Raw genomic sequence first — 25162 nt, forward strand, 5'->3', positions numbered from 1 at the left:
GACTCTAGAGTTCTGGACCTGGCGCGTCAGTGTGCGTCGGGAGGGCGCGGCCGAACCGCCACGTTACAACCGTCCGACGAAAGTCTGCCCGCCATCCGGGGCGAGCGGGAGTCGGCACGCATGCTGAGTGGCGTTTGGCGAAGTGCATTGGCCGTAGTCGTCGCGCTTGGGCTGCAAGTGCCGCCCGTGATGGCCGCCCCACACAGTTCACTCGGAAGGGATGTAGTTCACAGCCCATTGCTCAAGTTAGCGAAGCCCAATCCATTCCGGCCGACTGCAGAAGAATATGAGGGCCACCCAACCATCGTCGTGCCCGCGTTGACGGCGAAGCTTCAAGGCATCACGCGGCGCCTTGAGGCGGCGGCTGGCTGGCCGGAGGGGACCGTCCAAATTCAAGTTGGCGATTGCGCCGGGTACTCAGCATCCGCAACAGCCCCCAACACGGTTTCCGTGTGTCGAGACGCTGTATTGTTCGCCAAGACCGAAGATGAACTGGCTTGGCTTATTGGCCATGAGATCGGCCATCTGCATCTGCAGCACAAGGTCATTGAGCCTGGAATCGTGCTCAAGGACGGTCCGGCAGAGGTCGCATGGGGCGTGGTGGCCGTCGGCCTGCTCATCGCGGCGCCGCCAGCCATTCTGGCGATGCCCGCTGGGCATCGGGAAACCCGCCGCGCGATGGCAACGAGCGAAGGGAGCTATTCGCGTAATTCCGAGTTAGCGGCCGACGTTTTCGGTACTCGTTTAATTATAGCGGCGGGCTATTCCCCACTTGGCGCAGCTGCGGCGCTGAGTTGTCTCGAGTACCAGACCACCGATTGTAGCCCCGACGCGAATACGATCCCGGCGCCGGCGACTGAAGGGCATGCCGACATCTTCGAATTACTGAGCGGCAGCGCCTACTTTAAGTCGCCGACTCACCCTGCGTTTCGGCAGCGGAAGGCCGGACTGGAGGCCACTGTTCGTCGCTTCAAGGGCGAATTCCGTGCTCCTACCGACCTCGTTTGGGAAACCCCATCAGAACGAGGCGAAGTTGATGCTTACCGTCATCTGTCACTAGCCGCAGACGATGTATCTCGCGACGCCCAGGCGGTGTTTATCGACTCGATGCGCTCACAACGTCGCGACGTCGCGCGACGAGAAGCTTGTGCAAAGCGAGATCTCTCGGGCAAGACCCACCATCTTCTGCAGATGGATCCCATGGGGGATCGGGACATCCTAGAACTCGCTGCCACTGTAGGGCTGATCTGTGGCGATCGATCCCTGGCATTCAGCCTAGCCAAGGCTCAGGCGCCTTCATACCTGCAGAGCCTCAGTCACATGTTGATCCTGAGCCAGTTCAATGAATGGAGCGCCTACGACAACGTATTGTTCCGGTTGGCCCGCACTCACGCTTCGGACGAACAGCGCTATCGTGAACTACGCTTGATTGCTGAGGACGTTTATCCGCAGAAGGGATCTGGAGCTGCGCAAGCCGGTTGCCGCGCCAGTCCTCGTCTTATAGCTAAGGCGAGAACAAATACCGGCTTCTTGTCTGGAACTCCAGAGAGCCAAGTTTTCTACTACTGTGTTCCGTCGGTTGCCGACGACCCAGATTTTATGCCTGTAGACAACATTGCAATACTCTGGTTCCGTTCTGATCCTAACGCCATTCGAGAAGACAGCGTCATTGCGATGAATTACCGAGTCAACAAGGCGTTTCAGGAGATCATCGAACAGGGTTATGTTGACGCCGGGCGTCCGGACCACGCATTTTGTCCTGCCGGTCTAGAGTATTGTTTCGGGAGAAGGTGAGCAGGCTTCCGGTCGGGCCCCCCGAACGCAATTGATAGATATTTCCCCCTACGTCCGCATCTGACGCACCCCGCCTCCACACTCCCAGCCTCATGCTGGACGCGCTCGACATCACCGAGGAGGAGGCCGCGGGGCTGGCCGAGCTGGCGCAGCACGACCTGGCCATGGCGCGGCATTTCGCCGGTCGGGCGCAGGCGGCGGAAGATCCCGACGAGGCCAACCGGCTGGCGCGCAGCTATCAGCGCGCGGCGCGGTCGTACCGCCAGACCCTGGCGCTGAAGGCGCGGCTGAAGCGCGACCTGGCGCAGGCCGAGGCCGAGAAGCCCCGGCCCAGGCCCGGCGGGCAGGCGGTGGCGCGCCGCATCGGCGCGCTGCGCACGGCGCTCCTGCGCCTGGCCTGGGACGAGGCCGAGCGGCCTGAATCTGAAGAGGCCGAGTCCGAACCCGACCTTGAGACCTTCGCCTGGTATCGCGATGACATCGAAGGCGTCGTCGCCGAGGAATGCGTGAAGGACGCCTTCTGCGACGAGCCGCTGGACGACCACGTGGCCCGTGTCGGCCTGGCGATGGGCTTCGATCCCGAGGCCCTGGCCGCCTGGCGCGACCTGGCCGACCCGCCCGACGCCGCCCTGGCGTTCAAGTCGCCCGAACCCGTGTGGCGCGGCTCGGGCTGAATTCGGAACCACGGATTTCACGGATTCACACGGATGATCGGCGCAGGCCGACAATCAGCCTCCGGCCCGCCGCCGGCGGGGCCCATATCCGTGCAATCCGAGAAATCCGTGGTTCGTACTTCCCGCGCCGGTGGGAACCCATCGGCGGCGTTGCGGTTAGCCCTCTAGCTTGGCCGCGCCGTCGGGGCGTCGGGCCGGAGGATGTCATGCGCGCCCGTCTTCGCCGGTTGCTGCTCGAACTGAGCGAGGCCTTCTGGGTGCTGCCGGCCGCGATCGTGCTGGTGCTCGCCGGGCTCGGCCTGCTGGTCGTCGACCTGCAGCTGGAGGGCGACATCGCCCACGGACCCCTGCACGACTGGGTCTATGGCGGCGGCGAGACGGGCGCGCGCACCCTGCTGGGCGCCGTGGCCTCGTCGACCATCGGCGTTGCGGGCACCCTGTTCTCGATCACCATCGCGGCGCTGTCGCTGGCGTCGAGCCAGATGGGGCCGCGGCTGCTGCGCAACTTCGTCCGCGACCGGGGCAACCAGATCACCCTGGGCGTCCTGCTCGGAACCTTCGCCTATGCGCTGGTCGTCCTGCGCTCGGTGCGCGGGGGCGCGAACGACGCCTTCGTTCCGGCGCTGGGCGTCACCGTCGCCCTGGCGCTGTCGGGCGCCTGCATCGGGCTCCTGATCTATTTCGTCCACCACGTGGCGACGCGCATCAACGTCGACACCGTGATCGACCTCGTCCACGACGACATCGACCGCGAGATCGACCGGCTGACCGAGCCCAGGTCCGAGCGCCGGCCGCCGCCCGCCGAGATGGACTGGACGGGCGCCGACGAGGTCCGGCTGGAGGGCTCGGGCTATCTCCAGCAGATCGACGCGGCGGGGCTGGCGAAGTGGGCGGCCGACGCCGGAACCACCGTGCGCCTCCTCATCCGGCCCGGGGCGTTCGTCTTCCCGGGCGCGACCGTCGCCCTGGTGAAGCCCCGGGCGCCCGGCGCCGCCGAGGCGATCCGGGAGGCGACGGCGCTCAGCCCCCGGGCGGGCGGCGGCGGCGATCTGGTCTATTCGATCCTGCAGCTGGTGGAGGTGGCGGTGCGCGCGCTCTCGCCGGGCATCAACGATCCGCGCACGGCGATCAGCGTGCTCGACCGCCTGGGCGCCATCCTGGGCCGTCTGGTGGACCGCGACCTGCGCGACGGGGTCGTGCGCCACGCGGACGCGCCGCGCCTCCTGATCCCCAGCCCGGCCTATGGCGACCTGACCGGGGCGATGTTCGCGATGATCCGCCAGTCGGCCGGCCATTCGCCCACCGTGCTGCTGCACATGCTGGGCGTCCTGCGCGCGGTGGCCGAGATCGAGACCCGCGCCGAGCGGATCGAGGCGCTGAGGCAGGTGGCCGCCGAGGTGGCGGAGGAGGGGCGGGGCCGCATCTCCAACCCGTGCGACGTCCACGCGCTGGACGCCGCGCACCGGGCCTTCCTGACCACGGCGGCGGCCAGATGCGCGGGCTAGGCCTTGGCCAGTTCGCCCATGACGAAGGCGTCCTCGCCGTCGCGGACCAGGCCCTCCAGCACCGCGGCCACGTCGTCGGGGGCCACGATCAGCGCCAGGCCGACGCCGCAGTTGAAGGTGCGGCGCATCTCGGCCTCGGCCACGCCGCCGGTCGCGGCCAGCCACTCGAACACCGGCGGCATGGCCCAGGCGTTCCAGTCGAAGCGCGGGACGAGGCCGTCGGCGATGGCGCGCGGCGGGTTCTCGATCAGCCCGCCGCCGGTGATGTGGGCCAGGCCCTTCACCCGGCCGGCCTTCAGGTGCGGCAGCACCGTCTTGATGTAGATGCGCGTGGGCGTCAGCAGCGCCTGCGCCAGCGTCTTGCCGTGCGCGAACGGGCAGGGGGCGTCCCACGCCAGGCCCGAGCGCTCGACGATGCGGCGGATCAGGGAATAGCCGTTGGAATGCGGCCCCGACGAGCCCACGCCCACCAGGATGTCGCCCGGCCGCTGGTCATCGAGGCGCGGCAGCACCTTGTCGCGGTCGACCGCGCCGACGCAGAAGCCGGCCATGTCGTAGTCGCCTTCCGAGTACATGCCCGGCATCTCGGCCGTCTCGCCGCCCACCAGGGCGCATCCGGCCTGGCGGCAACCCTCGGCGATGCCTTCCACCACCGCGGTCGCGGCCTCCACGTCGAGCTTCCCGGTGGCGTAGTAGTCGAGGAACATCAGCGGCTCGGCGCCCTGGGCCAGCAGGTCGTTGACGCACATGCCCACCAGGTCGATCCCCACCGTGCCGTGCAGGCCGGTCTCGATGGCCACCTTCAGCTTGGTGCCGACCCCGTCCGTGGTGGTCACCAGCAGCGGGTCGTCGTAGCCGGCGGCCTTCAGGTCGAACAGCGCGCCGAAGCCGCCCAGCGACGCCTCGGCCCCGGCCCGGCGGGTCGACTTGGCCAGCGGCTTGATCCGCTCGACCAGCGCGTTTCCCGCGTCGATGTCGACGCCGGCCTGCGCATAGGTGAGACCGTTCGGCCGCTCAGACATTTACGAACCCCGCCTTGAAGTGCACAGAGACGCCGCGCGGACTTGCAGAGTCGCCCGCGCGCGGGGCTATAGCTGGATTTATGACGCCAATCACCACCACCGCGGACCTCGCGGCCTTCTGCGACAAGATCAAAGGGCAGCCTTTCGTCGCGGTGGACACAGAGTTCATGCGCGAGACCACCTACTGGCCCAAGCTGTGCCTGATCCAGGCGGCGGCGCCTTCGGCCGAGGCGGTCATCGACCCGCTGGCCGACGGCCTCGACATGACGTGCTTCCTCGACATCATGCGGGACCCCAAGATCCTGAAGGTGTTCCACGCCGCGCGCCAGGACGTGGAGATCTTCAACAACCTCCAGGCCATGCCCCGGCCGCTGTTCGACACCCAGGTGGCCGGCATGGCCGCCGGCTTCGGCGAGCAGATCGCCTATGACGCCCTGGTGCGCCAGATGCTGAAGGTCGAGATCGACAAGTCCAGCCGCTTCACCGACTGGTCGCGCCGCCCGCTGTCGGACGCCCAGCTCTCGTACGCCCTGGCCGACGTGACCCACCTGGCCCGGCTCTATCCCATGCTGCGCGAGCGGCTGGAGCGGGAAGGCCGCCTCGCCTGGGTGACCGACGAGATGGCCGACCTCACCGACCCGGCCAACTACGACGTCGAGCCCGACAACGCCTGGAAGCGGCTGAAGCCGCGCCGGCACACCGCCAAGTACCTCGCGGTCTACCGCGCCGTGGCCGCCTGGCGCGAGCGCACCGCCCAGCTTCGCGACCAGCCGCGCGGCCGCATCCTCAAGGACGAGGCGATCGACGAGATCGCCACCCAGGCGCCGACCGACTCCGACGGCCTCGACCGCCTGCGCTCGGTGCCCAAGGGCTTCTCCGGCTCGCGCTTCGGCCCCGACCTCGTGGCCTCGATCCGCGAGGCGCTGCGGGATCCCGAGGCCTACGCCCCGGTGATCGAGCGGACCAAGCCCACCAGCTCGCCGGCCGCCGGCGCGGTCGTGGAGCTGCTGAAGGTGCTGCTGAAGGCCCGCGCCGAGGAGTCCGGGGTGGCCTCCAAGCTGATCGCCACGGTGTCCGACCTGGAGAAGATCGCCAACGACGACGACGCCGACGTGGCCGCCCTCAAGGGCTGGCGCCGCGAGGCCTTCGGCGAGGACGCGCTGAAGCTCAAGCGGGGCGAGCTGGCCCTGGTGCTCGACGGAGCCCGCGTGCGGGTGGTCGAGGTGCGCCGCGCGCCGCGGGCGTCGTCGCAAGCTTCCTGAGGATAAGCCTAAGCCGTTGAAATAAATCGGCGTTACGACGTTCTCCACAGGCTGTCCACGAACTGTCGCAAGACTGTTCCACAGCCTCCGATCCTGAGGCCGTTGCGCCCGGCCCGGCCCTGCGCGAACCTCTCCTTGCCGAGAGGGACTGCGGCGCGGCGGACCGGGCGACCGGGAGGCGAGCGGGCAGGAGGCTCTCCAGACTGAAGGTCCCGGGGCGACCCGGTTCGGAAGGTCCGGAGGCGGCACGGAAGACGGATCGACGCCGAGCTGGCTCGCCAGCGGAGCCCAGGTCTCCTTCCACCTCGAAGGCTCAGGTCCCCCAACGGATCTGGATCAGAGGGCGGTGTTCCGGGCGACCGGGGCGCCGCCCTCTTGCTATCCGGCCCTGAGGCCGCGCCCGCGCCGCCGTGCGGGAGGGGCCGCCGAAGTCCGGCGGAGAAGGGACGGCGGGCCGCCGGCCTTTCTCTGTCCGGCCGGCGTCAGGCCATTTCCAGCTTCAGCTTCATCGCATTGGCCAGCGCCTGGGCCCGGCGCGCCGTCTGCTCGCCCAGCAGCATGTCTTCCCAGCCGGCCAGGGCGCTGAGCGTCAGCCGCTCGCCGCTGACCCGCACGGTCGACTTCTCCAGCAGCCGCGCATTGCGCCCGGAGAGGTCACAGCCCAGGCGGATCGCGCTGCCCAGGGCCCGGGCGCGCTGCCGCCGCTCCGGCGTCAGCACCCGCTCGATGGTCTGGATGTCGGGCGGCTGCGGCGCGGCGGTGTGGCGCGAGAAGGCGGCGAAGGCCAGGAAGCAGCGCTCGGCGTGGTTCATGCCGGCCAGCGGCGCGCGCAGCACCTGCTCGAAGGCGAGGTCGGCCCGATGGTCGGGGTGGAGCTGCGCGCCCAGGTCGGCCAGCCGGCAGGCGGCCGCCAGCAGGACGGCGTCGCGGGCGCCGAACAGCGGCGGGGCGCCCTCGAAGACCGGCGCCACCCAGGCCTCCAGCGCCTGGCCGATGCCGGGGCCGCCGCCACGCTGGGCCGCCAGCGCCTCGCAGCCCTCGATCAGCGGATCGCGCTGGCGGATCTCGGGCGGCATGGCTTCCAGCAGCAGGCCTTCGCGCACGCCGTAGGCCGAGATGACGATGCGGTCGACGCCCAGCCGCTCGATCAGCCGCTCCAGGACCATCGCCGCATAGGGAAGGGTGTCGTAGCGCTTCTTCGAGAGCCCCTGGATGCGCTCCAGCGACGAACGCGACTGCCGCTCGACGAAACGCGCCAGCTCGAGTCCGTCGGCCCGCCCGAACTCGTACTGGTGGGCCACATGCAGCGGATAGTCGGCCAGCTGCATATGCAGCAGCGCCAGGTTTCGCCACGCGCCGCCCACGGCGTGGAACTCGGGGCTGGAATAGCGGTTGGCGAGCTGCGCGAGACGATCATCGATCTTCCGGCGCGTCTTCTCGGGATCCAGCGGCTTTGGCGCGCCCAGGGCGAAAGGACCGAGCGGCAGCGTGACGCCCTCGATGTTGGTCATGCCGTTCAGGCGCACCAGTTCGAGGCTCGATCCGCCGAGGTCGCCGACCACGCCTTCCGCGTCGGGCTGGCCGCAGAGCACGCCCAGCGCCGCGTAGCGCGCTTCCTCCTCGCCACTGATGACGCGGACCTTGAGGCCGGTTTCGGCGGTCACGCGGTTCAGGAACGCCTTGCCGTCGGCGGCGTCCCGAACGGCGGCGGTGGCGGCGGCCGTCACCTCCTCGGCGCGCCAGCCGTCCAGGACGGCGCGGAACCGGCGCAGCGCTCCGATCGCGGCCTCAACGCCCTCGGTGGACAGGCGGCCCGTGGTCGGCAGGTCGCGGCCCAGCCCGGCGATGACCTTCTCGTTGTAGAGCGTCCACAGCGCACGCCCGTCGATCCGGTAGATGACGAGGCGCACCGAGTTCGATCCAACGTCGATGACTGCGGCGTGGCGGCCCTCCGGCCGTCCAGGGCTATCCCCGCGCGGCCACATGATCGATGGCGCGCGGCATGTCCTTCACTCTCTGTCCGCGGCCGGACAGGCTTGGATTGGTCATGAAATACTCGTGCGCGGAAAAGGCGTTCGGATGGTCCCAGGCGGGATCACGCCTATAGCGGCCGTCGCCGTCCAGGGTCCAGCTCTGCGCTTCGTCCTTGAGGTTCGCGAGCATGATCTGTTGGAGAACCTGCTGATGCACCGTCGGGTTCTCGATCGGCGTCATGCATTCGACGCGGCGATCCAGGTTGCGCGGCATCCAGTCGGCCGAGGAGATGAAGACCCGAGCCTGCGATGAGGGCATGGGTTGGCCGTTGGCGAAGGCCACGATACGGCCGTGCTCCAGGAAGCGGCCGACGATCGACTTCACCCGGATGGTGGGCGAGAGGCCGGGGACGCCGGGACGCAGGCAGCAGATGCCCCGGATGACCAGCTCGATCGGCACCCCGGCCAGACTGGCCTCGTAGAGCGCGTCGATGATTTCCGGGTCCACCAGCGAATTCATCTTGGCCCAGATGCCGGAGGGCCGTCCAGAGCGCGCCGCCTTCGCTTCCTCGCCGATCAGGCGCAGGAGGTCGCGCTTCATGGTCACCGGAGAAAAGCTCAGCCGCTCCAGCCCCACGGGCTGGGCGTAGCCGGTGACGAAATTGAACAACTTGGCCGAGTCTCGCCCGAACGGCGGATCGGTCGTGAACAGCGACAGGTCGGTGTAGATCCGCGCCGTGATCGGGTGGTAGTTGCCCGTCCCGAAGTGGCAGTACGTACGCAGGGTCTCGCCCTCGCGACGGACCACCATCGAGAGCTTGGCGTGGGTCTTGTACTCGATGAAGCCATAGACCACGTGAACGCCGGCCCGCTCGAGGTCGCGGGCCCACTTGAGGTTGGCCTCCTCGTCGAACCGCGCCTTGATCTCGACGACGGCCGTGACGTTCTTGCCGTTCTCAGCCGCCTCGATCAGAGCCGCCACGATCGGGCTGTCCTTCGAGGTCCGGTAGAGCGTCTGCTTGATCGCCAGGACGTTGGGGTCGCGCGCGGCCTGGCGCAGGAACTGGACCACCACGTCGAAGCTCTCGAACGGGTGGTGGACCAGGATGTCCTTCTCGCGGATCGCGGCGAAGCAGTCGCCGCCGTGGTCGCGGATCCGCTCGGGGAAGCGCGGCTCGAACGGCTTGAACTTCAGCTCGGGCCGGTCGGGAGGGATCAGCTGCGACAGCTCATCCAGGCCCAGCAGGCCGTCGATCAGGATGATGTCTTCCGGGTTGGCGTGCAGGCTCTCGGAGATGAAGCCCCGCAGTTCGTCGGGCATGGCCGCTTCGAGCTCGATGCGCACCACCGAGCCCAGCCGGCGCTGTTTGAGCAGGGCCTCGTACTCGCGGACGAGGTCTTCGGCTTCCTCCTCGATCTCCACGTCGGAGTCGCGGATCAGGCGGAACACCCCTTGCTCCACGATCTCGCAGCCCGGGAACAGGTGATCCAGGAAGAGCGTCACCACGCTCTCGAGGGAGATCACGCGGCGGGTCTTGCGGCGCGGCCCCTTGCCGGGCGCCACCTCCCAGAAGCGCGCCACCTGAGCCGGCAGCGGCGCGAGGGCGTAGAGCTGGCGGCCGTCCGAAGTGCGCCGGATCTTCAGCACCAGAGAGAACGCCAGGTTCGGGATGAACGGGAACGGATGCGCCGGGTCGATCGCCAGCGGCGTCAGCACCGGGAAAAGCTCGGAGAGGAAGCGGGCTTCGAGGGCCGAACGCTCCGCCGGCGTCACTTCGGCCGCCGTTATGTAGTTGAGGCCGACACCCGACAGCTCCTGGCGAAGCTCGCGCCAGCGCGTCTGTTGGTCGCCCATCAGATCGGCCGCCGCGGCGTTCACGCGCACGAGTTGCTCGGCCGGCGTCAGGCCGTCCTGGCTGACGACGCGGACCTCTTCGCGCACCTGCGCCTTCAGGCCCGCCACCCGGACCATGTAGAATTCGTCGAGGTTGTTGGCGCTGATCGCCAGGAATCGCAGCCGCTCCAGCAGCGGGTGGCGCGGGTTCATGCTCTCGGCGAGCACCCGGCGATTGAACGCGAGCCAGGACAGCTCGCGATTGAAGAACCGGGCCGGCGAGTCGGACAGATCCTCGATCGCGGCCGGTGCGGTTTCCTCGATGGCTGGCGCGGGCGTGGGGGCGTTCATCGGTGCGATGTCGTTGGGCGGCGGCATACTATTTCTCGGGCGTCGTCAGACGCTGCGCAAGCGTGGCTGCGAAAGGTTAAGGTCCTTTGCGTGCGCTTTGGGCTCGGACCAGAACGTCCGTGTCCGCCGGAACGCCTTGAACGCCTCGGCGGCGGCCGCGAGCAACTCGTCTTCGCCCGCCGTGATGCGGCCGACTTCCTCGCCCGCGGCGAAGGCGATCTCTCCGGTGCGCTTTCCAAGCGCCCGTCGCGCGACCGTGCGGGCGACGGCCAGATCGTTGAGGTCGCCCAGGCGATCCTGCACGAGGCGCAGGGCGCCCACGAACCGTTCCCTGCGCTTCGGATGCTCGGAAAACACTTCCCCAAAGAAAGCGGATGCATAGCGCAATTTCTTGACCTGCTTCCGCAACTCGTGGCGGGCGCCCGCGTCGAGGCGCGCGAACTTGCGTGACCGCTTGCGGACGCGCCGGTCCAATCGCTGGAGCACCGATGCGGCGAGGCCGGAGACGGGGCGCTCGCGCAGCGCCCGGCGCTCGCCACTGGCGATCCGTCGCCACGCGCCGGCCTCGATCCACTCCGCGACGCCGAGGAGCAGGCTCCGGAAGCGGTCGGAATCCACGGCCTTGAGCGCGCGTTCGTAGGCGTCGGCCTGCGCGATGCGCAGCGCGCGCAGGAAGGCGGCGCGGGCCGGGCTGTCGTCGATCTCGTCGCCGGGCGGGCGCCGTTGCAGGAAGACGTCGAGGTCGCGGGCGAGCGCCATCTCTCCGGCCAGCCACTTCGTCTCGGTCCGCGCGTAGGCCAGACCGTCGGGGTCCAGCATCGGCTTGAAGACCGCCAGCGCCGCCCGCAGGCGACGCAGCCCCACGCGAGCCTGATGCAGCACATCGGGATTGTGCGCCCGCCGCAGCAGGTGGACGTTGCCGGCGACCTGTACGAGCGCGTCGCGGGCGATGGCCTGGAAGGCGGCGCCCGTCGTGACGTCGGGTCCGATGGCGCTCTGCTGGGCCTTCAGCGCGGCGACGCCGTCATGGCCGGCGAGCCGGTATCCCCGTTCGGCCTTGCTGGCGAACGACAGGGTGAGGACGGCCTTCGCCTGGAGCTGGCGCGCCAGGGCGAACAGCGTCGCGCGCGAGCCCGAAATCAGCTCCAGCTCCAGTTCGGCGATCGCGTCGGTGCGTCCGCCGGCCACGATGACGCCGGTGTCGAAACTGACCTCGACGCGCGAGCGTCCGTGCGTCCAGATGTGGGTGCGCCGCTCGACCTCCACGACGAAGGCGGGGATCAGGGCCTCGTCGCCCACGACCGCGCGGGCCGGCGTGGCGTCGAGCGCCGTCATGTCGAGATCGAGGCCGGGAACGGGCGCTTCCCATTCGCTCCGCTCGAAAAGGCCGCCGGCGCCCCGGTGCTTCAGCGTCTGGACATGGGTGTCGCCGCGGCGACGGACGCGCAGGCCGAAGCCGGCGTCGCGCAGGGCGTGCTCGGGGGTGTCGTAGTAGATCGCATGGAGATGGGAGACCGACGCCTTTTCAGGCGGGAACAGGTCGGCTTCGAGCGCCTCCACGGCGCCCGCGCCAAGCTGGAACTTGAGCTCCAACTCCGCTGCAGCCTTGGCCGGGGCCCGCGCGAGCATCTCCAGGTTCCGAGGGGGTGGCCTTCGCGCCACCACGAAACCTGTGCCGGAAAACGAATCAGTTTGTCCAGTCCGACGCCCAAGATTTCGCGGCTCGGCCGCCATCGGGCCCAAGCCTTGGGCGCTGCCGGCGCTATCGCCGGGATTGCTCCAGGATCTCGCGGGCCAGTACGCGGGTCACCGGGCGGAAGCCGTCCTCGCCGGCTTCGTCGAGCCGTCGCACGATCTCGGCCGCGTCCGGGATCGAACGGCCCATACGGGCCAGCAGATAGGCGTAGACCGCCTCGGGCGGGCGAATGTTGCGGTCGCGGAAGAAGCGCCGCAGCACGCCTTCCAGGACCTGGTCGTCGGGCGGCTCGATCTCGACCACCAGCAAGGCGTTCAGCCGCGAGCGCAGGTCGGGGAGGGCGGTGGGCCAGGTCGCCGGCCGGGTTCGCGCCGTCAGGAGCAGGCCGCCGCCGTCGCGGCCCGCCAGGTTGATCAGGTGGAACAGGCTTTCCGTCGACACGCCGCGGTCGGCGTCCTCCAGCAGCACCGGCCGGCCGGCCGCCGCTTCGACGTCGGGCGTCTCCGCCGAGAGGATCAGCGCGCCGGTTCGCGCGGCCCAGGCGCGGGCGAGGTGCGACTTGCCCGATCCCTTGGGGCCCACGACGGCCAGGCATCCGACGGGCCAGCCCGGCCACGCCTCGACGGCGGCCGCCGCGTCGGCGTTGGATGGGCCCCGTACGAACTCGTCGAGGGAGGGGAGGCTCTTCCGCCCCAGGCTCAGCCGAAGCTGCCGTGCCATGGGTGTCGCCGTTCGATCATGATCACAGTTTGATTTTAGGCCGGGGCGGGACGCCGCGCCACGATTAGTCGCGGCGCGCTCCGGCCGGCAGGTCGCGGGCCTGCGCCAGCGTCCAGCCCTCGGGACGCAGCAGCTCGATCGGCGAGAAGCGCACCTTGTAGTCCATCTTCTCGGAGCCCCGCACCCAATAGCCGAGGTAGACGTATGGCAGGTTCGTGAGGCACGCCTGAACCACGTGGTCCAGGATCATGAACGAGCCCAGGCTGCGCCGCGGCATGGTGGGGTCGTAGAAGCTGTAGACCAGCGAGAGTCCGTCGCTCATCAGGTCCACCAGCGCGCAACCCACGAGGTCGGACGGACCGCCGTCCTCGCGGCTGACCCGATACTCGATGATGTGGGTCCGGACGGCCGTGTCCTCGACCATGGCGACGTAGTCAGGCCAGGTCATCTCGGCCATTCCGCCGTCGGCGTGGCGGGCCACCAGATAGCGCCGGAGCAGGTCGAACTGCTCCATCGTCGCCTCGGCCTCGACAAGGCAGCGGGAGACGTCCTCGTTGCGGGACAGGATCTTCCGTTCCGAGCGCGAAAACACGTAGTCCCCGGCGGGGACGCGCGCCGAGACACAGGCCGAGCAGGCCTCGCAGGCGGGCCGGTAGGCGATGTTCTGCGAGCGGCGGAAGCCCACCTGCGTCAGGCTGTCGTTGACCGCGGCTCCGTCCGACAGCGGCAGATGCGCGAAAACCTTACGTTCCCAGCGCTCCGGCAGGTACGGACACGGCGACGGCGCGGTCAGGAAGAACCGGAGCTGTCGGGTCGGGAAATGCTGCGTCACGGCGCTGCGGTCGCCTTCGGACCATTCGTCATGCCGCGATTAGGCGTCATGCCGGCGCGACGCGCAAGGCCCGGTTAGAGCGCGGGATTTGGCGGCAGCACAGGCGCCTCGCGCAGGAGCACGATCGCGAGGCGGCGGTTTCCGGGCAGCGTCGGGTCGTCGGGATAGAGGGGCTCGGAGCCAGCCTTTCCCGACACCTGATAGATTCGGTCGGCGTCGACGCCGGCGCTTTGGAGCACCTGGCGGGAGGCGTTGGCGCGGCCGGCGGAGAGTTGCCAGTCGCTCTCCGGCCGCGAGCCGTCCGAGTTGGCGCTGGTGTGGCCGTAGAGGCTGATCCGGTTGGGCAGCTGGTTGATCACCTTGGAGATCGCCCGCAGCAGCAGCTTCGCGCGGTCGTTCGGCTGGACGCTGTTGGGGGCGAACATGGACCGGCCTTCCTGGTCCACGAGCTGGATGCGCATGCCCTCGGGCGTCTCGTCGATGATGATGTTCTTGGACAGCTCGGCCAGTTCCGGCATGTCCTGCAGCGCCTGGCGCAGCGACTGGGCGGCCGAGTGGAAGGCGGCCTCTTCGCGCTTCAGGTCGGCGTCGATGTCGGGATCGGCGGGCGCCTGGGCCTTGCTGCCCTCGCTGCTGTCGCCGTCGTTCGGATTCTGGGAGCTCGGAGCCAGCTCCTCGATCACGGCGCTGGAGCCCGAGCTCTTGGAGCCGTCGCTGCCGAGGGCCGTGCCCGCCAGGATGCCTCCGGCGCCCGAGGAGGTCTCGGAGACGCTGGCCGGCGCGAAGTAATCGGCGATGCCGCGCTTCTGCTCGGGGCTGGTGGTGTTGATGAGCCACATCAGCAGGAAGAAGGCCATCATCGCGGTCACGAAGTCGGCGTAGGCGACCTTCCACGCGCCGCCATGGTGGCCGCCGCCGCCGCCCTTCTTGATCTTCTTGATGAGGATCGGCTGGTCGCTGCCCGCGGCCATGGTTCATCCGCCTTAACGCTGTTTGGCGGGCAAGTTGCGCCGGACGCCGTTAAGATGGCGTTGCGGAGGGAGAGGGCGTGTCCAGAACCATACTCAAGACGGAGCGGCTGGTGTTGCGCGAGGCCGAGGCGCACGACGCTTCGTTCGTGCTGGAGCTGCTCAACTCGCCGGGGTTCCTCGAGAACATCGGCGATCGAGGCGTGCGCACGGTCGAAGAGGCCGAGGCCTACATCCGTGATCGGATGATCGCCGGCTATGACAACCTGGGATTCGGCATGTGGCTCGCGGTCCAGCACGATGGCCGGCCCGTCGGCATGGCGGGCCTCGTCCGGCGCGAGGGCCTGGACATGCCTGACGTGGGCTACGCCTTCGTCCCCGACGCGTGGGGGCGCGGCTACGCCCAGGAGGCCGCCGCCGCGGTGGTGGCCCACGCCCGCGACCAACTGGGCGTCGACCGGCTGGCGGCGGTCACCTCGCCTGAGAACTTCGCCTCCATGGCGGTCCTGCGGAAGATCGGCTTCACCCTGCAGGGCATGATCACCCTTCCCGGCGCCGAGCGCGAAAGCACCTATTTCACCTACCCATGACGATCACCACCCGCACCGTGGAGGCCAACGGCTTCCGTTTCGCCGTCGACGAGGCCGGGGAGGGCGACCGGCTGGCGCTTTGCCTGCACGGCTTTCCCGAAAGCCGCTTCTCGTGGCGCTACCAGCTCCCGCTGCTGGCCGAATTGGGCTATCGCGCCTGGGCGCCGGACCTGCGCGGCTATGGCGAGACCGAGCCCAAGCCGCGCGAGGTCAAGGCCTACCTCATCGATCGGCTCATGGAGGACGTGGCGGCGATCATCGACGCCAGCGGCGCGAAGACCGTCACCCTGATCGGCCACGACTGGGGCGCGGGCCTGGCCTGGACCTTCGCGGCCAACCGCGTGCGGCCGCTCGAACGCCTCGTGATCATGAACGTGCCGCACCCGGCGGTGATGAGCGCCGTGCTGCGCCGGTCCTTCAGCCAGCTCGCCAAGAGCTGGTACATGTTCTTCTTCCAGATCCCCGGCCTGCCCGAGTGGGTCACCACCGCGAACGACGCCAGGGCCGTGCGGCGCGCGTTTCACGACATGGCCGTCGACAAGGCGAACTTCACGCCCGAGGTGCTGGACCACTACGCCCGCAACGCCCAGCGGCCCGGCGCGATCACCGGCATGATCAACTGGTACCGCGCCGCGTTCCGCCTGCAGGGCAAGCTCGCCGGGCCCTGGGACCCCATCGAGGTTCCGACGCTGATCGTCTGGGGCGAGGCCGACGCCGCGCTGGGGCTGGAGCTGCTGGACGGGACCGACGCCTACGTCCGCGACCTGACGATCCACCGCCTGCCGGGGGTCTCGCACTGGGTCCAGCAGGAAGCGCCCGAGAAGGTGAACGCCATTCTCAAGGATTGGCTGGGCGGACAAGGCGACTAAACTCGCCCCCGACAACGCACGCCGAATGGCGGCGCGCCCAAGGGAGGCGGCCATGGATGCAACGGTCACCCGAGATCTGGCCCAGGATCGCGCCGCGCGGCGCAAGCCGGACTGGAAGCGGGCGAGGGCGGCGGCGCGGATTCTGCGCGACGATCCGAACCGCACCGAAATGGCGTTCGAGGTCATCCAGGCCCTGAACCCGGACGGGAACGAGCGCGGCTTCGCGCGGATGATGACGGTCCCCGCCGGCCGCCGGCTCTACGAACGCCGTCCCGACCTCATGGCGGCGCTCCAGGATCGCGCCGCGCTGGAGGCGACCCCCGAGGGCAGCTTCGGCCGCGCTTTCCTGGCCCACATCGACCGCTGGAGCCTGTCGCCCACCAAGCTTGTCGAGCTCGGCCGGCAGGCGCGCGGGGGACGCGTTCCCCAGGACGGGCCCGCGTGGTTCGGCGAGCGCAACATCCTGATCCACGACCTGCGCCACGTGCTGACCGGCTACGCCGCCGATCCCCGCGGCGAGACGCTGCTGCTCTGGTTCAGCCATGGGTTGAGCGGTGGCCGTTCGAACCGGTTGCTGATGGTCTCGTCGCTGCAGGCGCGGCTGCGCAGCGAGGGGCCGGGCTACGTTCTCGAATGCCTGCGCGCCTGGTTCCGCGGCCGCAGGGCGAGGGGCCTGGATCTGCTGCCCTTCGAAGACCTGCTGGCGCTTCCACTCGCCGAGGTGCGTCGGATGGCGCGGGTGACGCCCGAGGCGGCCTAGGCCCGAAGCCGGGGCAGGATCTGCTCCGCCAGCAGCGGGGCGAGCGGGACGTCCGGCAGGGCGGCCGGATCGATCCACCGCAGGTCCTCGATCTCGGCGGCCGCGGCGATGTCGCCATCGATTTCCGCCTGGTAGACCGATGACCTGACGCGCGCGCCCGGTTCGTTGGCGGCCTCGGCCTCGAACCGTCCAAAGGGCTCGGCGGCGACGAGGCGCACGCCAAGCTCCTCCGAAAGCTCCCGGGCGAGCGCCGTCAGGTCGTCCTCGCCGGGTTCGCGCTTGCCCCCCGGCAGCATGAACCTGCGCGCGCCGCGCTTGCGGACGGTCAGGATGCGCCCTGCGCCATCGCCGATGATCGCGCCGACGACCTCGACGATCACGTCCGAATGCCACCCTTGAGAAGCCCGGGAGCGCTCGCCTGCAAGGGGAGATGCGTCATCTCGCCGCACACAAGGGTTCCATATTGCTGATCGTTGCGGAAACTTCGCCTTCTACTTCGGTAAACGAGTCGACTGCTCGAATTAACAATCATTCTCAATAAACGACTCAAAGCTTGGCTGTAACAAGTCTCGTATATACAGGAGTCTGAAGGTATGTCGACGAAGATTTCCTTGAACGTGAATGGCGTCGTCCGAACCGCGACCGTCAGTAGCACCGATATGCCTCTGCTCTGGGTGTTGCGGGATGTCCTCGGCCTGACGGGCACGAAGTACGGGTGCGGCATCGAGGTTTGCGGGGCCTGCACCGTGCTGGTGGACGGCCAGCGGGAACACTCCTGCGTCTTCGACGTGGGCTCCGCGATCGGAAAGAAGATCGTCACGGTCGAAGGTCTCTCGACGGACGCGGAGGGCAAGAAGGCCCAGGCCGCCTGGGTCGAACACCAGGTGCCGCAATGCGGCTACTGCCAGCCCGGAATGCTGACGGCGACCGTCGCGGCGATGAAGGGCGGTCACCACGGCAAGGAGATTTCCTCCGAGGTGAATCACCTCTGCGTCTGCGGGACCTACCCGCGGATCAAGGCGGCGCAACAGGGCCTCTAGGCGCCCGACCCAATCAAGACATTCGGAGGGACGTTCATGGAAACGCTTGATCGGCGCGCCATCCTGGCTGGCGGCGCCGCGGCTCTTATGGTGCCTGTCGGCGCGGGCCTGGCGAAGCTCGGCGCCCCGCTCAGCGGCGCCTCGGGCGCGACGGGGACGGCGAGCGCGGCGGCCGCGCTGCCGACGACGGACCTCGGGGCCTATCTCAGGATCGACGGCGCGAACGACGTCACCCTGCTGATCGGCGCGACCGAGATGGGGCAGGGGATCATGACCGGCCTGGCCCAGCTCATCGCCGAGGAGCTGATGCTCGACTGGACGCAGGTGAAGGTCGAGCACGCCGACGCCTTCGCCGGCCAGCCCAATCCGTTCGCCAACCCGCTGTTCCGCGCCCAGCTGACGGGCGGCAGCACGAGCATGCGGGGCTGGTACACGCCGCTTCGCAAGGCGGCGGCCGTCGCGCGCGAACTTCTCCTGGCGGCCGCGGAGACCCTTACGCCCGGCGGAGGCTGGAGCCTGGCCCCGGGCGGGAAGGCGACGAACGGGGTCAAGACCTACAGGTTCAGCGAACTCGTGGAGACGGCGGCCGGCCTGCCGGCGCCGGCCTCGCCGGCCCTGGCGACCACGCGCAACGTGATCGGCAAGCCGATGGCGCGCACCGACATTCCGGCCAAGGTCGACGGTTCGGCCGTCTTCGGCTCGGACGTGCAGGTCCCCGGAATGGTCTTCGCGTCGGTCGTCCACTGTCCGACCTTGGGCGGGACGGTCGCGAGCCTCCCCTCGAAGCCGTCCGGCGCGCTCGCGATGGTCGATCTCGGCAACGCCGTGGCGGTCGTGGCGAACGACACCTGGAGCGCCATGCGGATGGCGGAGTCGCTCGCGTCCAAGATCAGGTGGAACCTGCCGGCGGACACCTCTTCGCGCGACTCGACCAGCATCATGGCCAACGCCCGCGCCCTGGCCACATCGACGTCGGCCGCGCCGCGGATCTACGAGACGACGGGCGGCGTCGACCCGGCCATAGCCCTGGCGGACGCCGCCGTCCGCCTCGACGCCACCTACGAGCTTCCCTATCTCGCCCACGCCTGCATGGAGGTGCTGAACTGCACCGCCGTGGTCACCGCCGACTCCGCGGAGGTCTGGGCGCCCACCCAGGGCCAGCAGCTCTGCATCCCCACCGTCATGGCGATCACCGGCCTGCCTGCGACGGCGATCAAGGTTCACACCACCTTCCTGGGCGGCGGGCTGGGCCGGAAGATCGAGCAGGACTACGTCGGCCAGGCGGTGAAGGTCGCCAAGGCGATCGGCAAGCCCGTCAAGCTGACCTGGTCGCGCAAGCAGGACTTCCAGAACGACATGTACCGGCCGTGCGCGGTCATCCGGGTGCAGGCCGGGCTCGACGCGAACCGGAACCTGTCGGCGATGATCTACCGCAACGTCTCGCCCTCGATAAACATCCAGCGCAACACCAAGCCGGGCAACAATCCCGAGGACACCGGCGCCGTCGCCGGGGCCCAGGGCCTTCCCTACGCGATCGCCAACCGGCGGATCGAGTTCGTTCCGCTGCCGGCGGACATCCCCCTCGGCTACTGGCGCTCGGTCGGGGAGTCGTACAACACCTTCGCCGTCGAAAGCGCCATCGACGAGCTGGCCGGCGCTTTGGGCGCCGATCCGCTGGCGTTCCGCCGGGCGGCGCTGGCCGGGGACCCGCGGGCCGTCGGGGTCATCGACGCCGTCGACGCCCTCAGCGGCTGGTCGACGTCCTCGCCCCGATCCGGCCGGGCGCGAGGCGTCGCCTTCCTGAAGGGCTTCGGCAGCTACATCGCCATGGTCGCCGAGGTCTCCCAGAGCTCGGGGAAGATGCGCCTCAACACGCTCTATTGCGCCATCGACTGCGGCGTGGCGGTCAATCCCGACCAGATCGAGGCGCAGATTCAGGGCGGGGTGATCCACGGACTGTCCGCCGCGATGTGGGGGCAGGTGCTGTTCGCCGGCGGGAAGGCGAACGTCACCAACTTCAACAACTACCGGCTCGCCAAGGCCGGCGATGTTCCGGACATCAAGGTCAGCATCGTGGCGAGCGAGGCCGCCCCGGGCGGCGTGGGCGAGACAGGCGTCCCCTGCGTCGCGCCGGCCATGGCCAACGCCTACGCCAAGCTCACCGGACAGCGGCTCCGCAAGCTGCCCTTCTATCCGGGCGCGACGATGGGCGGCCTTTAGGGAAGATCCGTCCGGCGGGATGACACGCCGGTCCGGCTCAGCGATCTTCCCCCGACGAAAGCCAGGGGAAGATCGTCATGGTTCGGAAGACGCGGGTGCTCACGGGCGGGCTCTACTTCGGCGAGGGGCCCCGGTGGCGCGACGGCCGGCTTTGGTTCAGCGACTTCTACGCGCACGCGGTGAAGTCGGTGTCGCTGGCGGGCGACCTCCGAACCGAGTTCGAGATCGACGACCAGCCCTCGGGACTCGGCTGGCGGCCGGACGGCTCCATGCTGATCGTCTCCATGACCAAGCGCCGGCTCCTGCGCCGCGACCTCGACGGCAAGATTTCCGTGCACGCCGACCTGGGCCACATCGCCACCTTCCACTGCAACGACATGGTGGTCGATGCGGCGGGCGGCGCCTACGTCGGCAATTTCGGTTTCGATCTCGACGCCGAGATGGCGGCGCGCGGCGCTCCGTCGGTGATCGCCGAGCATCCGACCGCCAAGCTGGCCTACGTCACGCCGGACGGAGAGGCTCGGGTCGTCGCCGACGACATGCACTTCCCGAACGGTCCCGTCATCACCCCCGACGGCAAGACCCTGATCGTGGGCGAATCGCTGGCGGCCGCCCTGACGGCGTTCGACATCGGCCCGGACGGGAGCCTTTCGAACCGGCGCGTCTGGGCCTCGACCCAGCCCTCGCTGCCCGACGGCATCTGCCTCGACGCCGAGGGGGCCATCTGGATCGCCAACCCCATCGCCCCGGAGTGCGTGCGCATCGGCGAGGGCGGCAAGGTGCTGGAGACCATCGAGACCGACGGCCAGCCCTGCTTCGCCTGCATGCTGGGCGGCGATGACGGCAAGACGCTGTTCATGATGGTGGCGGGCGGGTCCGACCACGAGGAAGCCGCACGCGAGATGGTGGGCCGGATCCTGGTGGCGCAGGTCGACGTTCCCCACGCGGGGCGGCCCTGAGGAAGATCAGGCCCCCAGCATCCGCGCGGCGCGCGGCGCGAAGTAGGTGATGATCCCCGCCGCGCCGGCCCGCTTGAACGCGCCCAGGCTCTCCAGGATCGAACGCTCTTCGTCCAGCCAGCCGTTCTGGGCGGCGGCCATGATCATCGCGTACTCGCCCGAAACCTGGAACGCGAAGGTGGGCAGGGAGAAGGCGTCGACCACCTGGCGGACGATGTCGAGGTAGGGCATCCCCGGCTTCACCATCACCATGTCGGCGCCTTCGGCGATGTCGAGGGCCACTTCGCGCAACGCCTCGGCGTGGTTGGCCGAATCCATCTGGTAGGTCTTCTTGTCGCCGGGGTTGTCGACCGAACCGGTCCCCAGCTTCCCGGAGCCGATCGCCTCGCGGTAGGGGCCGTAGAAGGCCGAGGCGTACTTGGCCGCGTACGACATGATCATCACGTCCTGCAGGCCTTCGGCCTCCAGCGCCGTGCGCAGCGCGCCGCAGCGGCCGTCCATCATGTCGGACGGCGCGAGGATGTCGCAGCCGGCCTTGGCCTGCATCAGCGCCTGCTGGACCAGCACCTCCACAGTGGCGTCGTTGACGACGCGGCCGTCCTCAAGCACCCCGTCGTGGCCGTGGTCGGTGAACGGATCGAGCGCCACGTCGCACATGATCCCGACCTCGGGGGCGGCGTCCTTCATGGCCTTCACCGCGTTGGCGACCAGGCCGTTCGGATCGAGCGCCAGCTTGCCCGAGGCGTCCTTCTTGGCGCCGTCGATGTGCGGGAAGACGGCGATGGCGGGGATTCCGAGGCTGCGGGCTTCCTTGGCGGCCGCCGCGGCGTCCTTCACCGACAGGCGGCTGATCCCGGGCATCGAACCCACCGGAATCTGGCCCTCGCCCTCATGCACCACCATCGACCAGATCAGGTCGGACGGCGTGAGCACCGTCTCGCGGACCATCCGGCGGATCCAGTCGGCCTGGCGCAGGCGGCGCATGCGCAGCGCCGGGAAGGGGGCGAGGGGAGCTTTGGTCATGCGGCGCGTTTGGACCCACGCGCGCGCCGAGGCAAGGGGGGGATCGGTCAGCAGCGATGGAGCAGCGCGCAGCGCAGGCCCGGATAGCCCGACGTGCCCGGCGCGTCGTGATAGTCGCGCATGGCCCCCTTGTGGCGGGCTTCGCGGGCGAAGTCGTCGTCGCCGTTCTGCGGGTCGTTGTTGCGGTCGATCGCGCGGGCCACGGCCAGCTCGCGCCGGCACGCCGCCTTCGCCGCGGAGGAGTCATCCCAGGGGTCGCACTTGGGACGTCGCAGCGAGGGCGGCGGCGTTGGGCGAGGCCATTGCCCGTCCTTGAACACGGGCGGGTTCAGGTCGACCCGCCAGCGCGGATCGACGGTGTCCGCGTCCTTGGCGGCCGCTTCCTTCGATGGCGGCGGGGGAGCCGGCGGCGCGGCGGTTGGCGCTTCCGTGCTGACGCGCCCGGCTGGATCGCGGCGAGGCGGCTCGCGCCGCGGCCGGGCGGGTGGAGCGAGCCTCACGATCTGGATGCTCAGCGCTGGAACCTCCGCCGCGGGCTCTCCCGGCGCGCGCCGGAACGCCAGCCAGCCCAGGACGACCATGTGCAGCGCGATCGACGCGAGCACGATCAGCGCACGGCGTTCGCCAGGCCCCAGACGAGCGATGCCGGCGGCCACATGCATGGATTGTCCTCCCGCCTGCAGCCAAGCTGTGGATGAGGGCCGCGATGTGGCGGTCCCGAGGCGCAAGGGCGCCGCTACGGACCGTTGACACCCCGCACGCGGCGGGCGACCCAGCGGCCATGGATTTCGACCTGACCGAGGACCAGCGGGCGATCGAGGACGCTGCACGGGCGTTTTCCGCCGCCGAGCTGGCTCCGAACTCGGCCCGCTGGGACGAGGACAAGCACTTCCCGGTCGACGTGCTGAAGAAGGCCGCCGAGCTGGGGTTCGCGGGGCTCTACGTTCGCGAGGACGTGGGCGGCTCGGCGCTCAGCCGGCTCGACGCCTCCATCGTCTTCGAGGCGCTCAGCTACGGCGACGTCTCGGTGGCGGCGTTCATCTCGATCCACAACATGGCCTCGTGGATGATCGACCGGTTCGGCGGCGAGGACCTGCGCCGGCGGTTCCTGCCGAAGCTCACCTCGATGGAGCTGATCGCCTCCTATTGCCTGACCGAGCCGGGCTCGGGTTCGGACGCCGCGGCGCTGAAGACCACGGCTGTTCGCGATGGCGACCACTATGTGCTGAACGGGTCGAAGGCCTTCATTTCCGGGGCCGGGACTTCGGACGTCTATGTGGTCATGGCGCGCACGGGCGGAGCGGGGGCCAAGGGCGTCTCGGCGATCATCGTCGAGAAGGACACGCCCGGCCTGTCGTTCGGCGCCCAGGAGAAGAAGATGGGCTGGAACGCCCAGCCCACCGCGCAGGTGAACTTCGACGACTGCCGCGTTCCGGTGGAGAACCGCATCGGCGAGGAGGGCGAGGGCTTCAAGTTCGCCATGGCCGGGCTGGACGGCGGGCGCATCAACATCGCCTCGTGCTCGCTGGGCGGGGCGGGGCTCGCGCTCGACACCGCCAAGGCCTACCTGGAGACCCGCAACCAGTTCGGCCAGGCGTTGAAGGAATTCCAGGGCCTGCAGTGGCGGCTCGCCGACATGGCGACCGACCTGGACGCCGCGCGCCTGATGGTGCGCCGCGCCGCCCATGCGCTGGACCACAAGAACCCGAAGGCGACGCAGTACTGCGCCATGGCCAAGCGGTTCGCCACCGACGCCGGCTTCGAGGTGGCCAACCAGGCGCTGCAGCTGCACGGCGGCTACGGCTATCTGCGCGACTATCCGCTGGAACGCATCGTGCGCGACCTGCGCGTCCACCAGATCCTCGAAGGCACCAACGAGATCATGCGGGTGATCACTGCGCGGGAGCTGTTCCGGCCATGAGCGCGCAAAAATCCTCTCCCCCGACACGAAGTGCGGGGGGAGAGGCGGAGGCGATCGATGTCTGAACCCGAAGCCATCTGCCGGATCGACGGCCGGGTCGGGCGGATCACGCTGAACCGGCCCAAGGCGATCCACGCCCTGACCACCAACATGATCGGCCTGATGACCGAGGCGCTGCTGGCGTGGCGGGACGATCCGGCCGTCGAACTGGTGATGTTCGACCACGCCGGCGAGCGCGGCTTCTGCGCGGGCGGCGACATCCGCATGCTGGCCGAAAGCGGCGCCGGCGACGGGTCGAAGGCCCGTGCGTTCTTCTTCGACGAATACCGGCTGAACGAGCTGCTGTTCCGCTATCCCAAGCCGACGCTGGCGATCATGGACGGGATCACCATGGGCGGCGGCGTCGGCATCGCCATGCCCTGCCGCTACCGGGTGGCGACCGAGCGCACCACCTACGCCATGCCCGAGACCGGGATCGGCCTGTTCCCCGACGTGGGCGGCGGCTGGCACCTGTCGCGCATGCCCGACCATCTGGGCCTGTGGCTGGCCCTGACCGGCGCGCGGGTGAAGGCGGCCGACTGCGAACTGCTGGGCATCGCCACCGACTATCTGGAGAGCGGCAAGGTCGACGCCCTGAAGGCGGGCGTGCTGGCCGATCCCGCCGCGATCGAAACGCTGCTGACGGAGATGGAAGGCGACGCCGGCCGCCCGCCCGTCGCCCAGCATCAGGACGAGATCGCCCGCACGTTCGGCGGCGACAGCGTGGAAGCGATCGTGGCGGCGCTGAAGGCCTCTGACAGCGACTGGGCGAAGGAACAGCTCGCCGTGCTGGCGACCAAGTCGCCGCAGACGATGAAGGTGGCCTTCCGCCAGTTGAAGACCAGCGCGGGCCTGAAGAGCTTCGCCGACAACATGGCCATGGAATACCGGATCGGCGCGCGGGTGGTTCAGCGCCACGACTTCATCGAGGGCGTGCGCGCGGTGATCGTCGACAAGGACAATGCGCCGAAGTGGAATCCGCCGACCCTGGAGGCCGTCGGCGACGACATCCTCGACGCCATATTTGCGCCCCTGCCTTCCGATCAGGAGTGGTCGCCTCTACCTTGAGAGGCAAGGCGGCCGGTGTGCGGCCGCGGGAGGGATCACCAC

At 69.2% G+C, this 25162-nt stretch carries 22 protein-coding genes; 12 read left to right on the top strand and 10 right to left on the bottom strand.

The window, feature by feature from the left end; translation table 11 throughout:
• The first annotated feature begins 189 nt into the window (after window positions 1-189).
• The 3 genes from GC203_RS09510 (at window position 190) to GC203_RS09520 (ending at window position 3973) form a co-directional block, all read left to right on the top strand.
• Window positions 190-1794: a M48 family metalloprotease gene (locus tag GC203_RS09510; protein WP_293453906.1), complete on the top strand. Its 1605-nt coding sequence runs from the start codon at window positions 190-192 to the stop codon at window positions 1792-1794.
• Window positions 1795-1886: 92 nt separating this feature from the next.
• A complete protein-coding gene (locus GC203_RS09515; RefSeq protein WP_293453663.1) occupies window positions 1887-2468 on the top strand; it encodes a hypothetical protein in 582 nt (193 codons plus the stop codon).
• Between the two features lie 206 nt (window positions 2469-2674).
• The gene (locus tag GC203_RS09520; RefSeq protein WP_293453665.1) at window positions 2675-3973 is read left to right on the top strand and encodes a DUF2254 domain-containing protein; all 1299 of its coding nucleotides are present in this window, start codon (window positions 2675-2677) and stop codon (window positions 3971-3973) included.
• On the opposite strand, the gene purM is transcribed toward GC203_RS09520, so the two are convergent.
• Complete coding sequence (gene purM, locus GC203_RS09525; protein ID WP_293453667.1) at window positions 3970-4995, bottom strand: phosphoribosylformylglycinamidine cyclo-ligase; 1026 nt, start codon at window positions 4993-4995, stop codon at window positions 3970-3972. The genes GC203_RS09520 and purM overlap by 4 nt on opposite strands.
• A gap of 80 nt (window positions 4996-5075) precedes the next feature.
• On the opposite strand from purM, the gene rnd reads away from it, so the two are divergent.
• Window positions 5076-6257, top strand: coding sequence for a ribonuclease D (gene rnd, locus GC203_RS09530; protein ID WP_293453669.1), 1182 nt, complete (start codon window positions 5076-5078; stop codon window positions 6255-6257).
• Between the two features lie 482 nt (window positions 6258-6739).
• Here rnd and GC203_RS09535 read toward each other — a convergent pair whose 3' ends face one another.
• From GC203_RS09535 to GC203_RS09560, 6 genes are all read right to left on the bottom strand, one after another.
• The gene (locus GC203_RS09535; RefSeq protein ID WP_293453671.1) at window positions 6740-8242 is read right to left on the bottom strand and encodes a Ppx/GppA phosphatase family protein; all 1503 of its coding nucleotides are present in this window, start codon (window positions 8240-8242) and stop codon (window positions 6740-6742) included.
• Window positions 8223-10415, bottom strand: a complete 2193-nt coding sequence (locus tag GC203_RS09540) for an RNA degradosome polyphosphate kinase (RefSeq protein ID WP_293453673.1) — start codon at window positions 10413-10415, stop codon at window positions 8223-8225. The genes GC203_RS09535 and GC203_RS09540 overlap by 20 nt, the downstream gene beginning before the upstream one ends.
• 45 nt (window positions 10416-10460) lie before the next feature.
• A complete protein-coding gene (locus GC203_RS09545) occupies window positions 10461-12044 on the bottom strand; it encodes a CYTH and CHAD domain-containing protein (protein ID WP_293453675.1) in 1584 nt (527 codons plus the stop codon).
• A 133-nt stretch (window positions 12045-12177) separates the two neighbouring features.
• The gene (locus GC203_RS09550; protein WP_293453676.1) at window positions 12178-12831 is read right to left on the bottom strand and encodes a DnaA/Hda family protein; all 654 of its coding nucleotides are present in this window, start codon (window positions 12829-12831) and stop codon (window positions 12178-12180) included.
• A 64-nt stretch (window positions 12832-12895) separates the two neighbouring features.
• Entirely contained in the window at window positions 12896-13663 is a 768-nt protein-coding gene (locus tag GC203_RS09555; protein WP_293453677.1) for an arginyltransferase, read from the bottom strand.
• A 74-nt stretch (window positions 13664-13737) separates the two neighbouring features.
• The gene (locus tag GC203_RS09560; protein WP_293453678.1) at window positions 13738-14634 is read right to left on the bottom strand and encodes a flagellar motor protein MotB; all 897 of its coding nucleotides are present in this window, start codon (window positions 14632-14634) and stop codon (window positions 13738-13740) included.
• Between the two features lie 77 nt (window positions 14635-14711).
• On the opposite strand from GC203_RS09560, the gene GC203_RS09565 reads away from it, so the two are divergent.
• Genes GC203_RS09565 through GC203_RS09575 form a run of 3 tightly spaced genes read left to right on the top strand, consistent with a single transcriptional unit; the run spans window position 14712 to window position 16850 of the window.
• Window positions 14712-15221 (top strand): GNAT family N-acetyltransferase, encoded by a 510-nt coding sequence (locus GC203_RS09565; RefSeq protein WP_293453680.1) that lies wholly within the window; start codon window positions 14712-14714, stop codon window positions 15219-15221.
• Entirely contained in the window at window positions 15218-16090 is an 873-nt protein-coding gene (locus tag GC203_RS09570) for an alpha/beta hydrolase (RefSeq protein ID WP_293453682.1), read from the top strand. Before GC203_RS09565 ends, GC203_RS09570 begins: the two co-directional genes overlap by 4 nt.
• Window positions 16091-16142: 52 nt before the next feature.
• Window positions 16143-16850: a Coq4 family protein gene (locus GC203_RS09575; protein ID WP_293453683.1), complete on the top strand. Its 708-nt coding sequence runs from the start codon at window positions 16143-16145 to the stop codon at window positions 16848-16850.
• Here the strand turns inward: GC203_RS09575 and GC203_RS09580 are convergent.
• Window positions 16847-17230, bottom strand: a complete 384-nt coding sequence (locus tag GC203_RS09580) for an NUDIX domain-containing protein (protein WP_293453685.1) — start codon at window positions 17228-17230, stop codon at window positions 16847-16849. The two genes, GC203_RS09575 and GC203_RS09580, sit on opposite strands and share 4 nt — an antisense overlap.
• A gap of 213 nt (window positions 17231-17443) precedes the next feature.
• Between GC203_RS09580 and GC203_RS09585 the strand changes: the two genes are divergently transcribed.
• The 3 genes from GC203_RS09585 (at window position 17444) to GC203_RS09595 (ending at window position 21069) form a co-directional block, all read left to right on the top strand.
• The gene (locus GC203_RS09585; RefSeq protein ID WP_293453687.1) at window positions 17444-17890 is read left to right on the top strand and encodes a 2Fe-2S iron-sulfur cluster-binding protein; all 447 of its coding nucleotides are present in this window, start codon (window positions 17444-17446) and stop codon (window positions 17888-17890) included.
• Between the two features lie 36 nt (window positions 17891-17926).
• On the top strand, window positions 17927-20110 hold the full coding sequence (locus GC203_RS09590; RefSeq protein ID WP_293453689.1) for a molybdopterin cofactor-binding domain-containing protein: 2184 nt from the start codon (window positions 17927-17929) through the stop codon (window positions 20108-20110).
• Window positions 20111-20187: 77 nt separating this feature from the next.
• The gene (locus GC203_RS09595; protein WP_293453691.1) at window positions 20188-21069 is read left to right on the top strand and encodes an SMP-30/gluconolactonase/LRE family protein; all 882 of its coding nucleotides are present in this window, start codon (window positions 20188-20190) and stop codon (window positions 21067-21069) included.
• 6 nt (window positions 21070-21075) lie between these two features.
• On the opposite strand, the gene hemB is transcribed toward GC203_RS09595, so the two are convergent.
• Entirely contained in the window at window positions 21076-22092 is a 1017-nt protein-coding gene (hemB, locus tag GC203_RS09600) for a porphobilinogen synthase (protein WP_293453692.1), read from the bottom strand.
• A gap of 47 nt (window positions 22093-22139) precedes the next feature.
• Entirely contained in the window at window positions 22140-22754 is a 615-nt protein-coding gene (locus tag GC203_RS09605) for a hypothetical protein (protein WP_293453694.1), read from the bottom strand.
• Between the two features lie 119 nt (window positions 22755-22873).
• Here GC203_RS09605 and GC203_RS09610 point away from each other — a divergent pair, with 119 nt between their 5' ends.
• Both GC203_RS09610 and GC203_RS09615 read left to right on the top strand, forming a co-directional pair.
• Complete coding sequence (locus GC203_RS09610) at window positions 22874-24013, top strand: isobutyryl-CoA dehydrogenase (protein WP_293453696.1); 1140 nt, start codon at window positions 22874-22876, stop codon at window positions 24011-24013.
• Window positions 24014-24070: 57 nt separating this feature from the next.
• Window positions 24071-25120, top strand: a complete 1050-nt coding sequence (locus GC203_RS09615) for an enoyl-CoA hydratase/isomerase family protein (protein ID WP_293453698.1) — start codon at window positions 24071-24073, stop codon at window positions 25118-25120.
• Window positions 25121-25162 lie beyond the last annotated feature (42 nt).

It is taken from the genome of Phenylobacterium sp. (assembly GCF_016124325.1).
Lineage (GTDB): Bacteria > Pseudomonadota > Alphaproteobacteria > Caulobacterales > Caulobacteraceae > Phenylobacterium.

What these genes read in the sequence shown, in the direction of transcription:
- GC203_RS09510 (WP_293453906.1), top strand. Translation starts at nt 190, where the DNA reads ATGGCCGCCCCACACAGTTCACTCGGAAGGGATGTAGTTCACAGCCCA.
- GC203_RS09515 (WP_293453663.1), top strand. Translation starts at nt 1,887, where the DNA reads ATGCTGGACGCGCTCGACATCACCGAGGAGGAGGCCGCGGGGCTGGCC.
- GC203_RS09520 (WP_293453665.1), top strand. Translation starts at nt 2,675, where the DNA reads ATGCGCGCCCGTCTTCGCCGGTTGCTGCTCGAACTGAGCGAGGCCTTC.
- purM (WP_293453667.1), bottom strand. Translation starts at nt 4,995, where the DNA reads ATGTCTGAGCGGCCGAACGGTCTCACCTATGCGCAGGCCGGCGTCGAC.
- rnd (WP_293453669.1), top strand. Translation starts at nt 5,076, where the DNA reads ATGACGCCAATCACCACCACCGCGGACCTCGCGGCCTTCTGCGACAAG.
- GC203_RS09535 (WP_293453671.1), bottom strand. Translation starts at nt 8,242, where the DNA reads ATGTGGCCGCGCGGGGATAGCCCTGGACGGCCGGAGGGCCGCCACGCC.
- GC203_RS09540 (WP_293453673.1), bottom strand. Translation starts at nt 10,415, where the DNA reads ATGAACGCCCCCACGCCCGCGCCAGCCATCGAGGAAACCGCACCGGCC.
- GC203_RS09545 (WP_293453675.1), bottom strand. Translation starts at nt 12,044, where the DNA reads ATGCTCGCGCGGGCCCCGGCCAAGGCTGCAGCGGAGTTGGAGCTCAAG.
- GC203_RS09550 (WP_293453676.1), bottom strand. Translation starts at nt 12,831, where the DNA reads ATGGCACGGCAGCTTCGGCTGAGCCTGGGGCGGAAGAGCCTCCCCTCC.
- GC203_RS09560 (WP_293453678.1), bottom strand. Translation starts at nt 14,634, where the DNA reads ATGGCCGCGGGCAGCGACCAGCCGATCCTCATCAAGAAGATCAAGAAG.
- GC203_RS09570 (WP_293453682.1), top strand. Translation starts at nt 15,218, where the DNA reads ATGACGATCACCACCCGCACCGTGGAGGCCAACGGCTTCCGTTTCGCC.
- GC203_RS09575 (WP_293453683.1), top strand. Translation starts at nt 16,143, where the DNA reads ATGGATGCAACGGTCACCCGAGATCTGGCCCAGGATCGCGCCGCGCGG.
- GC203_RS09585 (WP_293453687.1), top strand. Translation starts at nt 17,444, where the DNA reads ATGTCGACGAAGATTTCCTTGAACGTGAATGGCGTCGTCCGAACCGCG.
- GC203_RS09590 (WP_293453689.1), top strand. Translation starts at nt 17,927, where the DNA reads ATGGAAACGCTTGATCGGCGCGCCATCCTGGCTGGCGGCGCCGCGGCT.
- GC203_RS09595 (WP_293453691.1), top strand. Translation starts at nt 20,188, where the DNA reads ATGGTTCGGAAGACGCGGGTGCTCACGGGCGGGCTCTACTTCGGCGAG.
- hemB (WP_293453692.1), bottom strand. Translation starts at nt 22,092, where the DNA reads ATGACCAAAGCTCCCCTCGCCCCCTTCCCGGCGCTGCGCATGCGCCGC.
- GC203_RS09605 (WP_293453694.1), bottom strand. Translation starts at nt 22,754, where the DNA reads ATGCATGTGGCCGCCGGCATCGCTCGTCTGGGGCCTGGCGAACGCCGT.
- GC203_RS09610 (WP_293453696.1), top strand. Translation starts at nt 22,874, where the DNA reads ATGGATTTCGACCTGACCGAGGACCAGCGGGCGATCGAGGACGCTGCA.
- GC203_RS09615 (WP_293453698.1), top strand. Translation starts at nt 24,071, where the DNA reads ATGTCTGAACCCGAAGCCATCTGCCGGATCGACGGCCGGGTCGGGCGG.